This window comes from Phenylobacterium sp. (assembly GCF_044371015.1).
Classification (GTDB): domain Bacteria; phylum Pseudomonadota; class Alphaproteobacteria; order Caulobacterales; family Caulobacteraceae; genus Phenylobacterium.
Genome location: NZ_JBILUK010000073.1, coordinates 1 through 13,656, shown reverse-complemented (window position 1 = coordinate 13,656; position 13,656 = coordinate 1). Strand labels below are relative to the sequence as shown.

Sequence of the window (13,656 nt, the reverse complement as noted above, 5' to 3'; positions counted from 1 at the left end):
CGGCGAGTGCTGGAACGCCGCTTCGAACAGCGCGTCCTTCTCGCGGCGCTCTGTGACGTCGCGCAGCGTGGTGACGAATCCCGTGACCTGGCCTTTGGCGTTTCGGGTGGCCCGCGGGTTGCCCTCCGTCCATATCCAGGCGCCCTCGGCGGTGCGCATGCGCGCGACGCCGAGCTTCAGCGACTGCGCCTCACCGGTGCGCGCCGACTCCAGCATGTTCTCGAGATTGGCCGCCAGGTCGTCGGGATGCATGAAGTCATTGATGGGCCGACCGACCAGATCGCTTGGGTCGTAGCCATAGGCCCGGACGGCCGGCGACGCGTAGGTGATCATGCCCCAAGTGCTGAGCTGAACGATGATGTCCTGGCTGTGCTCGGCCAGCAGGCGGTAGCGGGCCTCGCTGGCCGCCACTGCCTCAAGCCCGGCTCGCCGCTCGCTGAGGTCGATAACCTGGGCCACATAGTGCCGCGGACTTCCGTCGCGCTCCCGCACCAGAGTCACCGAGAGCTGCACCCAAACCGGCGCGCCATCGCGCTGAAGATACCGCTTGTCGCGCTGAAAGGTCTCGATCTCGCCGGCCTTCAGGCGGCCCAGAAGCTCCAGGTCGCCCGGAAGGTCATCCGGATGGGTGATGCTCTGGAACTGGACGCCATCGAGTTCGCCCTCGGTGTAGCCGAGAATCCGCTGGAAGGCGGCGTTGCTGCGCAGGCAGGCGCCTTCGGGTGAAACCAGGGCCATGCCGATGGGGGCGTTGACGAACGCGGCCTCGAACTGACGCGCCTCCGCGCGAGCGGACTCCTCGAGGTTGCGCCGCTCGGTAACGTCGCGAAGCGTGGCGATCAGTTCCGTGACGACGCCGTCGGCCGACACCACGGGCAAAGGACTGCCTTCGAGCCAAACCCAGCGGCCGGCCGGGTCGCTGAAGCGATACAGGCGCGGCTGTTCCTGCTCAGTGTCGCCGGCGAAGAGCTCGGAGTTGTGCTGCTCCAGGATCTCCGCATCGGCGGGGTGCACGAGCTCATGACCGAACCGGCCGATCAGGTCCTCAGGCGCCCAACCGTAGCGACGGACGCTGGGCGAGACATAGGTGATGCGCCCGCCGGTCGAGAGGCGCACGATCAAATCGCGCGTATGCTCCGCGATGAGGGCGAAAGCCTCCGCGTCTGCCCGATCGCTGTGTGCCACTCCGTCGGTCCTCCGGCGCCCGCCGATTGGACAACCTAGACGCCTCGGGTTTCGAGGGGGTGAATCTAATCCACAACCGCGCGACGCGCTTCAGGCGAGTCCCGTTGTTGCGAAACTTAGTTCTACCTAGTCTCGTCCGACACGATTCGCCGGAAGGGCCCACAGTATGGCGGCCTATCTCTTCAGTAATGTCACTCAGGCTCAGGCGCTGTCGTACACGGCTGCGGCGGATCGACTGCTTTTCAACGCCGGCAGCGGTTCGCAGGTGGCGGTTTTCTTCACCGGCGCCCTCATCGATGGCGTCCTGACGATCGCGCTTCAGCAGGGCGACCGCTTGATCAACATCGCCGATACCTTCCGGGGCGAGACGGACGCGGTCTTCCCGGATGGCTCGATGTTGTTCGCTGGCACGATCGGCAACGACACTCAAACCGGCACGGCCTTCCCAGATGGTCTCTACGGCGGATTGGGCAACGACACCCTCGCAGGGGCCGATGGCGCCGACCTGATCCAGGGCAATCAGGGCAACGATACGCTGGGGGGGCGGCAACGGAGATGATGCGGTCTACGGCGGCCAGGGCAACGACGTTATCGACGTCGGGGCCGGACGCAACTTCGGCCAGGGAAACCTCGGCGACGACACCGTCACCGGCGGGGCGGAAGCCGACACGCTGCTGGGTGGTCAGGGCAATGATCGACTCGTGGCGACCGGCGGCGGCGATTTCCTGAATGGAAACCTGGGCGCCGACACCCTGATCGGCGCAACCGAGGCCGATACCCTCGTTGGTGAGTCCGGCTCCGACTCCATCACCGGCGGGGGCGGCGCCGACTCGATCTCAGGCGGTGATTCCGCCGACACGATCACCGCAACCAATGGCGCGGACTTTATTGACGGCGGTCCGGGTGACGACCGCGTCACGGCCGGCGACGGCGCCAACACCGTGTTCCTGGGTGCGGGTTCCGACACGCTTTCCTCGGGGACGGGCGCCGACACCGTCGATGCCGGCGACGGCATCGATACGATTACAGATACCGGCGGCGCCAACGTCATCATGGGCAGTCTGGGCAACGACAGCCTCAACACAGCCGGCGGCGACGACACGCTGGGCGGCGGGGCCGACAACGACACGATCGCCGACTCGGGCGGCAACAACCTGATCGCCGGAGATGGCGGAGCCGACACCATCAGCAGCGGCGCCGGCAACGATTCCATCACGGGCGGCGAAGGCGGCGACACCATCAACTCGGGAACCGGCGCCGACTCCGTGGACGGAGGCGAGGGTTCGGACGTGCTGACGATGACCGGCGGCGTGATGATGGGCGGCAGCGGCGGCGATACGCTGAACGGCGGTGCAGCCAACTCCACCTTCGATGCAGGCACGGGCGACGACCGGATCAACGGTGGAACCCTGAACGACATGATCAATGCCGGCGACGGCAATGACACCGCGGTCGACACAGGGGGAACCAACACCATCAATGGCGGCCTCGGCGACGATAGCCTATCGGCAGGGGCCGGCGCCGACACGCTCGACGGCGGGGACGGCGCTGACACCCTAAACGCCGGCGCCGGGCGCGATGTCATGCGAGGCGGCGCGGGCGAGGACATCTTCGTGATCGGCACGGTCGGCCATTCATCGACGACCCTCGGCCAGAGCGACGTGATCATGGACTGGAATCCCGGCGATCTGATCGACGCCCTTGGGACCCCACCGACACCTGCGACCTACGCCGAACTCTCAGCCGACGACGCGACCACCGCCCAGACCTTGGCCAACGCGGCGATTTCGGGGGGCATAGACGTCGTGGTGGTGCGGGTGGCCGCCGATCTGATCGTTTTCATTGACTCGTCCGCCAACAACGGCACGGCCGACGACGCCATCGTGCTGGCGGGCCGCAGCCTGGCCGATATCGACTGGTCGAGCTTTATCTGACCTCGGCGTAGAGCGCGCTCAACCGGGCCTGCTCGGCCCTGGCCGCCGCCGAGAACTCGGGCTTGGACCAGATGCGGTGCTCGCCACGCGCATAGGCCCTGGCGTTCTCGCGGTACATCCAGGCGTTCATCGCGTTGGCGACGGCGTTGTTGCGCTCCCGAACCACCTTGCCTGGCGCGCCCATCACGATGGAGTTGGGAGGAATGATCGTGCCCTCCTTGAGGAAGGCGTGCCCGGCGATGATCGAGTTCTCCCCCACCTCGCAACCATCCATGATCGTCGAGCCGATCCCGACCAGCACCCGGGCTCCGATCCGGCAGCCGTGCAGCGTGCAGTGGTGGGTGATCGAGCAGTCTTCCCCGATAATCGTACCCACGCCGGCGCCGATATGGATCATCACGAAGTCCTGGATATTGGTCCCGCGCCCGATCACCACCTCGTCGGACTCCGCGCGGACGACCACATTGGGCCAGACCGAGGCGCCGGCCGCCACGGTGACCCGGCCATAGAGTTGAGCGGTCGGGTGCACCCAGGCCTCGGGGTCCAAAGTCACGTCGGCGCCAAAGCGGGGTTCGGTCACAGCGCGTTCTCCAGCAGGTCCGCCAGCCGGCGGACGGTGTTCCAGTTGCGACCGGTCACGCGCACGCCCAGACGACGCTCGATCACATCCGGAGTGAGCTTGGAGGTTCCCGAGCCTGCCGGAAAGGTGGCGTAGAGGCACCCAGGTCCCCAAGCGACAGCTTCGCCCGCCGTCCGTCGATCCTCCAACACCGAAAGTTCACCGCGGCCGGGCGATTTGGTGAAGAATGTGATCAACCGGTTCGGGTGGCTATCGGCGAAGGCGGCAAACGGACACGCTGTCAGCACCCCCTGGATTTCCGGAAGGTCGCGCGCCATCACATCCGTCGACAGGCCGAACCGATCGGCCAAGAGGGTTTCCACGACAGCCTCCACCGCCTGAACGTCCCGGGCGGTCGTCACCAGGGCGTTGCCGCTCGCCAGCAAAGTCTCGGGCTGGACCAATCCGGCCTCGCCCAGCGCCGACCTTAGCGCCGCCATCGGCAGAACCCGCCCGCCGACATTCACGGCCCGCAGCAGCAGCGCCAGCCGTCGTTCGCTCATCACGCCAAAGCCTCAGCCTCCCAGGCCCGGAACTCCGGTGTCGCCAGCAGCCGTTCCGCATAGGCCGCCGCGGCGCCGTCATCGCCGTGCGCGGCGAGGTCCACCGCGTAGGTGCGAAACCGGGTCGCCACGGGCGTGTAGAAAGCGTCAGCGATCGACCAGTCTCCCGCCAGGAACGGGCCGCCGAAGCGGGTGAGCATGCCGATCCACAACGCCACGATCCGGCGCACGTCCTTGGCGGCCGCCTCGGACAGCGCCAGCGGCGACGGTTGGGCCGCCAGGTCCATCGGACATTCCTGACGCAGCGCAGCGAAGCCCGAATGCATCTCCGCCGACGCCGACCGGGCCAGCGCCCGCGCCCCCGGGTCCGCCGGCCAAAGGCCCGGAGACTGCTCGGCCAGGAACTCGCAGATGGCGAGCGAGTCCACGATCACCAGGTCGCCAGCCTTCAAGACCGGAACCTTGCTTGAAGGCGAGTGGGGCGCGATCTCGGCGGCGCTCTGGTTGTCCGCCTGGCGCAGCCGCACATTGATCTCTTCGAACGCAAGTCCGGCGCGCTTGGCCACCAGCCAGGGGCGCATTGACCAGGTCGACCAGACCTTGTCTCCGATGACCAATTGCATCTGAACTCCCCTTGCTACCGCGCTGAAACACTTGCCGGGTTGCGGTCCGCGGCTAGGCGCCATCTAGTCTGGACAAAACGAACGCTCCAGTCCCCGATGAGCGCGCAGTTGAGGAAACCGCTTAGATGACCGACGCCGTCTCCACGGATACGCCGCCAGCCGCTTCAGCGGCGGAGAAGACACCATTTTCGGCGGGCTACACGCGCTATGCGATGTGGCTGCTGCTCGGCATCTACATCATCAATTTCCTCGACCGGCAGGTGATCAATATCCTGGCCGAGCCGATCAAGAAGGATCTTCATCTGGCGGACTGGCAGCTCGGTCTGATGAGCGGCCTCGCCTTCGCGCTTTTCTACACCGTCCTGGGTATCCCGATCGCCCGCTTCGCCGAGCGCAGCAACCGGCCGGTGATCATCGGCTCGGCCGTGGCGGTCTGGAGCGGCTTTACAGCGCTCTGCGCCACCGCGACCAACTTCTGGCAACTGATCATTTATCGCATTGGCGTGGGCGTGGGCGAAGCGGGCTGCACGCCGCCGGCCCACTCCCTGATTTCGGACTATGTACCCAAGGAAAAGCGCGCCTCGGCGCTCGCCTTCTATTCCATGGGCACACCGATCGGCGGCCTGCTCGGGCTGGTGATGGGCGGCCTGGTGGCCGACGCCTATGGCTGGCGCGCCGCCTTCCTGGTGGCCGGCATACCCGGCCTGCTGTTCGCGGCGCTGGCGATCTTCACGCTGAAGGAACCGCGCCGGATCATGGCCCAGCATTCAGCGCAGATCGCCAGCGCCTCGGCCACTTTCGGCGAGACCATGGCCTATCTGGCCAAGCGCCGGACCTTCTGGTTCATCGCCTTCGCTGCGGCCGTGAAGGCCTTCATCGGCTATGGCCATGCGCCGTTCACCGCCAGCTTCTTCCTGCGGAACCATACTGAGGAGGTGGCCCAACTCGCCACAATGTTCAATCTGCAGTCGTTGGGCTTCCTCGGCCTGGCGCTGGGCCTCATCGGCGGCACCGCGGGGGCCATCGGCTCGATCGCCGGCGGCATGATCGCCGACAAGTTCGGCAAGAACGATCTGCGCGCCTACATGGTGACCCCGGCCATCGCCAGCCTGATCACCATCCCAATCTTCATCTTCGCCATGACAGTCGAATCCGCCGCTGTGGGTCTGTGCGTGCTGGCGATCAACGGTTTCCTGGGCTCCCTGTGGTACGGCCCGGTCTATGGCACCGCACAGTCCGTGGTGCCGCCGCACATGCGCGCGACGGCCTCGGCTATCCTGCTGTTCGTAATCAACCTGATCGGTCTGGGCCTTGGCCCGCTCGGCGTCGGCATCCTTTCGGACTGGCTCAACCACGGCCTGGGTCTGGGGTCGGCGGAGGGCGTCCGTTGGGCGCTGATCCTCTCGGCCTCAGTCGGGGTCGTCGCCTTCGTCTGCTTCTGGCTGGCGCGCCGGACAATCCGTGAGGACGTCGTCAGCTGACGGGCCGGCGCAGCGGGATTTCCAGATAACGGCGATCCGCGCTAGCGTCGGGCCATGTTCGATGGCTCGATCCGCGACCATGCCCACCTGACGCCAAGGGCGACGGCGGTCATCACGCCGACGCGTACGTTCACCTACGCTGCGTTCAACGCTGAAATCGACCGGTTCGCGGCCGCCATGCCCGAACTCGGCGTCGATCGCCGCACGCAGGTCGTCTCCATCGCCATGGATGACCCAGCGCTTACCTATATCCTGATGGCCGCCCTGGCTCGCCTGCGCATCCCGACGAGCCCCTTCAACGACCACGGCGCCGAGGTGCGTCTGGTGCAGGACCGCCCCGGCGCCGGCGACGCCGCGCCCGGCCCACGATTGGTCACCCTGACAGAAGCCTGGATTCAGGATGTCCGCGCCCGCGCGCCTGCGCCTCTTCATCAACTGCCGATCGAGCCGGAAGCTGTCGGACGGGTGATGCTGTCTTCCGGCACAACGCGCCGGCCGAAACGGATCGCCATGAGCTGGGCTCGGATGCAGGCGATCAATCTGGCCAACTTCAGCGGCCGGGGCGCGGCAATCCATGGGGTCTGGGCGCCGCTGACAACCGTGGAATCCATCCAGGGTTTCACGCTGGCGATCTCCGCCTGGAGTCAGGGCTCGGCCCTTGCCGGCGGCTTCCGGGCGCCTGACATTCCGAGCCTCATGGAGTCACGACCCGTGGGCCTGCTGGGTTGCACGCCCACCCAGTTGCGGGGCGTGCTGGCCAGCCTTCCAACTGATTTCCAGCCCCGGCCCGGTTGGCGGGTAAGCGTCGGCGGATCCCGTCTGCCGGTGTCGCTGGCGCAGGACGCCCGCCTTCGCCTGTCCCCGGATGTACGGATCTCCTACGGCGCCACCGAAGCGACCATCAACACGTTGGGCCTGGCCTCCGGACTCGATGAGGATCCGGGATATGTGGGCGTCGCGCTCAACGGCGCGATCCTGGAGTTCGTCGATGAGGCGGGCCAACCCGTGGCCGAAGGCGAGTCCGGCGAAATTCGGATCCGCGGGCCGCGCGTCGCCCATGGCTATCTGGATGACCCGGACGCCACCGCTGAACGATTCCGGGACGGCTGGTTCTACACGCGCGACATAGGTCGCCGTCTGGCCGACGGCCGGATCATCCTTGAAGGGCGGATCGACGACCGAATGATCCTGGCCGACATGGGCAAGTTCATGCCCGCCTTCCTGGAAGACGCCGCCCTGGCATGTCCGGGCGTCATAGACTGCGCCGCCTTCGCCGTTCCCAACGCCGCCGGCCTCGATGTCTGCTGGCTCGCGGTTGTCGGCGCGCCGGGCTTTGATCGCGGGTCGCTGGCCGGACATCTGGCGCGTTATCGAGACCTGCCGCCGCCTCGTTTCGCCTGGGTCGAGGAGATCCCGCGCAACGCCATGGGCAAGGTTCAGCGGGCGCTCCTGCGCAACGCGCTGCTCGCGGCCCTGCCCGCCGGTCCGGCCCCTTGACGCACCGGCGCCTACCGCCGGCGCCGACTCCAGCCTAGTGTCCCTTGGTCCCGGCCGTCCGGGGCGACAACAGGACTTCGGGGGAACGTCCATGCCAACCGACACCGCCGCCGGCGGCGCGGGCGCGCGTCCGCATTACTCGGAGGGCTACAAGCGGCTGGTGCTTGTTCTCCTGGTGCTGGCCTACACCTTCAACTTCATCGACCGGACCATCATTTCCACCATCGGTCAGGCCATCAAGGTCGACCTGAAGATCACCGACACCCAACTCGGCCTGCTTGGCGGGCTCTACTTCGCCCTGCTCTACACCCTGCTCGGCATCCCGATCGCGCGGGTCGCCGAGCGGATGAACCGCGTCAACATCATCTCGATCGCCATCGTGATCTGGTCCGGATTCACCGCGCTCTGCGGGACAGCGGCCAGCTTCGGGATGCTCGCGCTCTATCGCTTCGGCGTGGGTGTCGGTGAAGCGGGGCTCTCGCCCCCGGCCCATTCGCTGATCAGCGACTATTTTGAACCTAAGAAGAGGGCCAGTGCGCTCTCGGTCTACGCCTTCGGCATTCCGCTCGGCACCATGATCGGCGCCATGCTTGGCGGCTGGCTCGCGCAGTCCTTCTCATGGCGGGTCGCCTTCGTGGTCGTGGGCCTGCCCGGCATCGCGATCGCGATCGCCATCAAGCTCCTCATCAAGGAGCCGCCACGCGGCCACTCTGAAGCTGACGGCGGCGCGGCCAATCGCGCTGCGGCGGGTCCATCCACCTCGGCGCGCGCCGAGTTTCGTGAACTGGGCGCTGTGGCCAAGATCCTGTTCGGCAAGTGGCCGGTATTCCACATGCTGATGGGCCTGATGCTGGTCAGCTTCGCCGGCTATGGAGCTGGTCAGTTCGCTCCGCCCTACTTCACCCGCACCTTCGGTCTGAACTATGCCGAGGTGGGGCTGCTTACAGGTCTGGTCGGTGGGCTGTCGGCCGGCATCGGCACTCTGCTCGGCGGGCCGATCACAGATCGGATGTCGCGGGGCGGCAACCATTGGTACGCGCTGGTGCCGGCCATCGGTGTCGCCGTGGCGTTCCCCTTCCATGTGGCGGTCTACAACGCGCCTTCCTGGACAATGGCCGCAGCCTTCATGTTGCTGCCCGGCCTGTTCTCATCGGTTTATCTGGGGCCGACCTTCGGTGTGGTTCAGAACATGGCGCCCAGTCGTCAACGCGCGACCGCCGCGGCCTTGATGCTGTTCTTCGTGAACCTGTTGGCGCTCGGCGGCGGGCCGCCCTTCACCGGCTGGGTGATCGACCACTTCGCGGCCTTCCACTTCGCCAATGCCGAAGCCACCAGCATCTGGAGCGCCATTAGCGGCTTCTTCGCCTCGGAGCCGGCGGCGTTCCAGGCCGCCTGCCCAGGCGGCATGGCGCCCGAGGGCGCCAGCGCCGCGGCGGGAGAGGCGTGTCAGGGCGCCCTGGTCCTGGCGACGCGCCACGGCATCCTCGTAGCCTATGGCTTCGCCCTTTGGGGCGCGGCCCACTATCTGATGGCCACGGTCGGGCTCAGCAAAGCACTGGCCGAGGCGGCAACCAGTCGCGGCGAAGGTTAACTCGCCTCGCGGTTAAGCTTAACTCTCTCCTAACGGGAGAATCGCGCTCGCCGGAAGGGGGCAAGCGCTTGCGAGTCTACCTCTGGGTGTGGCCCCTGGGCGTCGAAACACGCTCAGGAGTCCCCATGGACCGCCTTAAGACCCTGACCTCGGCGCTGGCGCTCGCCGCCGCGCTGACCGCCGGACCCGCCGGCGCGGCCACTGTGCTGAACGCCAGCTGGACCGAAGCCTGCGGCAAGTCGACCTGCTTCAATGAAGACGGCGTCTACCGTCAGACCTTCTCGGCCGGCGCATTCTCCGGTCCGGTGACGATCTCCCAGCTCTTGATGAACCGCGGCGTTCTGGGCGCCCTCGATTCCAAGACCTTCCGGCTTAGCTTCGCGATCAACGGCGAGGAGGTCGGAACCTGGGGCGCCTTCACCATGGGCGGCATCGGCGGCGACGAACTGTCGTTCTCCGGCCAGGAGTTCGTCTGGAATCCCGAAGACGGCGACCTGGTCCTTGTCCTCGCCCTGACGCCCCCGCCCAAGCCGGGCGGTCTGGGCGGTCTGGGCGGTGGCGGCATCGCCTTGGAGGATGGACCGCTCGACGGCCAAGAAGGCCCATTCGACCTGCCGGACGAAGGCGCCGGTGATCCCGGGCCGGAGTTCAACGGTTCGGCCGCGCCCGAGCCTGGAACCTGGGCGCTGATGATCGGCGGGTTCGGGCTGGCCGGCGCCGCTCTTCGTCGGCGCCGGGTCGCCATCACCGCCTGATCCGACCGGTTTGACATTCAGCAGGGCGGGACGGATATCTCGCCCATGATACCCCGCTACACCCGCGCCGAAGCCGCCGAGATCTGGTCGCCCCAGACCCGTTTCAAAATCATGTTCGAGATCGAGGCCCACGCAGCCGACGCGATGGCCGAGCTGGGCGTGATCCCCAAGGACGCCGCGCGCACCATATGGGCCAAGGGCCGCGACGCCGTCTGGGACGCTGAGCGCATTGACGCCATCGAGCGCGAGGTGAAGCACGACGTCATAGCCTTCCTCACCCACGTTACTGAGGTGGTCGGCCCCGAGGCGCGGTTTCTGCACCAGGGGATGACCTCGTCTGACGTCAACGACACCACCCTTGCGGTCCAGCTCTCCCGCGCGACCGACCTGCTGATCGAGGATGTCGATCTGGTGCTGGCCGCTCTCAAGCGCCGCGCGTTCGAACACCGACTTACACCCTGCGTGGGCCGCAGCCACGCCATCCACGCCGAACCCACCACCTTCGGGCTGAAGCTCGCCGGCCACTACGCCGAGTTCCAGCGGGCCAAGGAGCGGCTGGCCATGGCGAAGTTCGAGATCGCCACCTGCGCGGTCTCCGGCGCGGTCGGCACGTTCGCCAATGTGGCGCCGGAAGTGGAAGCCTATGTGGCCGACAAGATGGGCCTGGCCGTGGAACCCGTCTCCACACAGGTCATCCCGCGCGACCGCCATGCGGCCTGGTTCGCCGCCCTCGCCGTGGTCGCCAGCTCGATCGAGCGCCTGGCCGTCGAGATCCGCCACCTGCAGCGCACCGAGGTGCTGGAGGCCGAGGAGCCCTTCGATCCGGGCCAGAAGGGCAGCTCGGCCATGCCGCACAAGCGTAACCCGATCCTCACCGAGAACCTCACCGGCCTCGCCCGCCTCATCCGCTCCGCCGTGGTCCCGGCCATGGAAAACGTTGCGCTATGGCACGAGCGCGACATCAGCCACTCCTCGGTCGAGCGCGGAATCTGTCCGGATGCCGCCGTGCATCTCGACTTCGCCCTGCGGCGTCTGGCCGGCGTGATCGAGCGCCTCGTCGTCTATCCGGAGAACATGGCCCGTAACCTCGACCACCTGGGCGGCCTGGTGCACTCCCAGCGCGTCCTGCTGGCCCTCACCCAGAAGGGACTCTCACGAGAGGCCAGCTACGCCGCGGTCCAGCGCAATGCGATGAAGGTCTGGCGCGGCGAAGGGAACTTCCTCGATTTCCTGGTTGCAGACCCGGAGGTCACCCTCGCCCCGACCGAACTCAGCGAGCTGTTTGATCTCGGCTATCACTTCAAGAATGTCGACGTGATATTCGCCCGCGTGTTTGGCGTTGACGCCATGCGGGAGGCGCGCCCATCGCCGACCTAGACGACCTCCGCCGCCTGAGCCTGGCGCTGCCCGGCGCCCATGAGGTGACCTACAAGGGCTCGCCCTGGTTCAACGTCGGTAGGAAGTCGTTCGCGCTCGTCTGGAACGACCGCGTGGTCCTCAAGCTCGACACCGCTCACCAGGAGCTGTTGTTCGAGATCCGCCCGGAGATCTTCCAGCCCTGCAAGGTCGCCACCGGCCACTGGAGCTTTGTCGAGCTCGGCAGCCTGGATGAAACTGAGTTGGCGGCGCTGGTGCGCGAAGCCTGGGCGCGCGTCGTACCCAAGAAGGTGAGCGGGCCGGTGCTGGAGGCCGCTCGCGGCTGATCGTCGCTCTACCCCCGTCCCGCGCCCGCCGGCGCCTGGGCCTGACGTGCGGGCGGCGCAGCCTTCGGTGCGCCCGTGGGAGCGGCGCGGGTCTTGAAGCGGCCCTTCATCTTCTGCACCCAGCCGGCGAACACCTCGTTGTCGGCCGCCACCCGGCCAAAATCGGCGACGCTCAGGCGGCCCTCCGGCAGGCCGGAGAGCGCGATCTTCAGCGCTTCAGGGTTGTTGGCCTTGTCCTGGAACTCGCCGAAGCGCTGCTGCAGCCGCGCCAGGGCCGCCTCGTCTCCGGCGAGGCTGTAGGCGACGCCGGCGCGCAGCAGGCGCCCCTCCTCGTCGCTGGAGAGCGGAGTCGGAGTCTTCCAGCGATCCCCCAGCGCACGCTCGAACAGCGGCCCGGCCGCCGCCCAGTTCTTGGACTTCCAGGTGATTTCGGCGCGCAGTTCATTGGCCTCGCGGCCTTGATCCCGCTCGATGATTTCAAGAGCGCTGTCGAACTTGCCGAGCGCCGTCCAGGCGCGCGCTTCCACCACCCTTCGCTCGGCGGCCAGCGCCAGGGGCAGCACCGTGGTGCGCGAGGCGTTGATCGCCTGCAGCGCCTGTTCCGGCCGGCGATCCATCAGATAGATCACCGCCAGATCGGTCGAGACCTGCGAGCGGGCCACGCCGTCCAGCCGGTTATCGGCCTGATACTTCAGGAGTTCGGCGGCCTGGGGCAGCAGGTCGACGTCCACCAGCCGCCGCACGATCTTGCGGACCATCAGGTCGCCGTCGGCGCCGAGCGGCGCCAGTTCGCGGAAGTCGAAGAACAGCGCCAGAGCCTGGGTCGGCTCGAGCCCGTCCGCCAGGCCATCCAGGAACAGCGCCCGGAACGCCGCGTTGAGGTCCGCCTGAAGCTGTATCGCCTCCGGCAGGTCCGGAAGCCGCACGCCCGCCGAACGCAGCGCCTCCAGCGCTTCTCGATAGCGCCCCTGCTCCAGATAGAGCGAGCCCAGCGCCCGGATGGTCTCCAGCTCGGTGGAGTCGCCCCGCCAGCGATAGCGCAGGGTGTCGTAGATCCCCGCCGCCTGCACCGGCGTCATCTGGCCGCGCGCCAGACGGATCTTGGTGGCCCGAAGCGTCGCCGGCGCTGAAATCGCATCGCTCGGCGCGCGGGCGATGGCGTCGTACATCCGAAGCGCGCGATCCTCAGCGCCCTGGAGTTCGGCCACGCGCGCCTGGATCAGGCGCGCATACAGTTGTTCGGTTGGGCTGATCTGTTCCTGCAGCGCCATCCGGATGCGGGTTTCGGCGCCGACCAGATCGCCGGTCGCGAGCGCCGCCTCCGCGTCAGCCCGGGCGAACCGCGCGCGCCACATCGGCGTGACCAGGCCCAGCGCCTCGGCGCCCTTGCTAAACTGGGTTCGCGCCTCGGGGAACTGGCCCAGTTGCACCGCCAGATAAGATCGCCACAACGCCGCAGAGGGGTCCTCCACCAGCGCCGGCGCGGCGAAGTCAGTGTCGGCCTCGGCATAGCGGCGCGCGAAGGTGCGGGCGATGCCGCGAAGCCCACGAAACTCCGGATCGTCCAGCTTGGCCGGCGATGACCGACCGAGCGCGTTCAGTACGCCGATGGCCTCGAACGAAAGCTCACTGCCGACGAGGAAGCGGGCCAGCGCCATCCGCGCCTCGGTCGGTGCGGTGCGGTCGCCCAACTGCCCCTCGGCCGCCGCCGCCGCGAGCAGTGCATTGTAGCGAGGCAGGAAGCCGCCCTCGCCTGTCCGACCCC

Annotated in this window: 12 protein-coding genes and 1 pseudogene; 8 read left to right on the top strand and 5 right to left on the bottom strand. The window is 67.4% G+C overall.

Going from position 1 to position 13,656, the window contains the following annotated elements:
- Nucleotides 1–1,185, bottom strand: a 1,185-nt coding sequence (locus ACIQ3R_RS08310; RefSeq protein ID WP_397417246.1) for a PAS domain S-box protein, incomplete at its 3' end; no start/stop codon positions are given.
- A 166-nt stretch (nt 1,186–1,351) separates the two neighbouring features.
- On the opposite strand from ACIQ3R_RS08310, the gene ACIQ3R_RS08305 reads away from it, so the two are divergent.
- Nucleotides 1,352–1,744, top strand: coding sequence for a calcium-binding protein (locus ACIQ3R_RS08305; protein ID WP_397417244.1), 393 nt, complete (start codon nt 1,352–1,354; stop codon nt 1,742–1,744).
- The gene (locus tag ACIQ3R_RS08300; protein ID WP_397417250.1) at nt 1,704–3,119 is read left to right on the top strand and encodes a calcium-binding protein; all 1,416 of its coding nucleotides are present in this window, start codon (nt 1,704–1,706) and stop codon (nt 3,117–3,119) included. The genes ACIQ3R_RS08305 and ACIQ3R_RS08300 overlap by 41 nt, the downstream gene beginning before the upstream one ends.
- Here ACIQ3R_RS08300 and ACIQ3R_RS08295 read toward each other — a convergent pair.
- From ACIQ3R_RS08295 to ACIQ3R_RS08285, 3 genes are read right to left on the bottom strand one after another with little or no spacing between them, the layout of a single operon-like run.
- Nucleotides 3,112–3,699 carry a gamma carbonic anhydrase family protein gene (locus ACIQ3R_RS08295; RefSeq protein WP_397417242.1) on the bottom strand — a complete coding sequence of 196 codons (588 nt, stop codon included), beginning with the start codon at nt 3,697–3,699 and terminating at the stop codon, nt 3,112–3,114. The genes ACIQ3R_RS08300 and ACIQ3R_RS08295 overlap by 8 nt on opposite strands.
- Complete coding sequence (locus tag ACIQ3R_RS08290; RefSeq protein ID WP_397417240.1) at nt 3,696–4,241, bottom strand: DUF1697 domain-containing protein; 546 nt, start codon at nt 4,239–4,241, stop codon at nt 3,696–3,698. The genes ACIQ3R_RS08295 and ACIQ3R_RS08290 overlap by 4 nt, the downstream gene beginning before the upstream one ends.
- The gene (locus ACIQ3R_RS08285; protein ID WP_397417238.1) at nt 4,241–4,864 is read right to left on the bottom strand and encodes a glutathione S-transferase family protein; all 624 of its coding nucleotides are present in this window, start codon (nt 4,862–4,864) and stop codon (nt 4,241–4,243) included. Before ACIQ3R_RS08285 ends, ACIQ3R_RS08290 begins: the two co-directional genes overlap by 1 nt.
- A gap of 125 nt (nt 4,865–4,989) precedes the next feature.
- Here ACIQ3R_RS08285 and ACIQ3R_RS08280 point away from each other — a divergent pair, with 125 nt between their 5' ends.
- From ACIQ3R_RS08280 to ACIQ3R_RS08255, 6 genes are all read left to right on the top strand, one after another.
- Nucleotides 4,990–6,345, top strand: a complete 1,356-nt coding sequence (locus ACIQ3R_RS08280; RefSeq protein WP_397417236.1) for a spinster family MFS transporter — start codon at nt 4,990–4,992, stop codon at nt 6,343–6,345.
- 54 nt (nt 6,346–6,399) lie between these two features.
- Nucleotides 6,400–7,842, top strand: coding sequence for a class I adenylate-forming enzyme family protein (locus tag ACIQ3R_RS08275; protein ID WP_397417234.1), 1,443 nt, complete (start codon nt 6,400–6,402; stop codon nt 7,840–7,842).
- 91 nt (nt 7,843–7,933) lie between these two features.
- Entirely contained in the window at nt 7,934–9,433 is a 1,500-nt protein-coding gene (locus tag ACIQ3R_RS08270) for a spinster family MFS transporter (protein WP_397417232.1), read from the top strand.
- 125 nt (nt 9,434–9,558) lie between these two features.
- Nucleotides 9,559–10,188, top strand: a complete 630-nt coding sequence (locus ACIQ3R_RS08265) for a PEPxxWA-CTERM sorting domain-containing protein (RefSeq protein ID WP_397417230.1) — start codon at nt 9,559–9,561, stop codon at nt 10,186–10,188.
- A gap of 45 nt (nt 10,189–10,233) precedes the next feature.
- A complete protein-coding gene (gene purB, locus ACIQ3R_RS08260; protein WP_397417228.1) occupies nt 10,234–11,565 on the top strand; it encodes an adenylosuccinate lyase in 1,332 nt (443 codons plus the stop codon).
- The gene (locus ACIQ3R_RS08255; RefSeq protein WP_397417248.1) at nt 11,553–11,891 is read left to right on the top strand and encodes an MmcQ/YjbR family DNA-binding protein; all 339 of its coding nucleotides are present in this window, start codon (nt 11,553–11,555) and stop codon (nt 11,889–11,891) included. The genes purB and ACIQ3R_RS08255 overlap by 13 nt, the downstream gene beginning before the upstream one ends.
- Before the next feature lie 8 nt (nt 11,892–11,899).
- Here the strand turns inward: ACIQ3R_RS08255 and ACIQ3R_RS08250 are convergent.
- Nucleotides 11,900–13,656 (bottom strand): annotated as a pseudogene (locus ACIQ3R_RS08250) (endoglucanase); the annotation flags it as partial.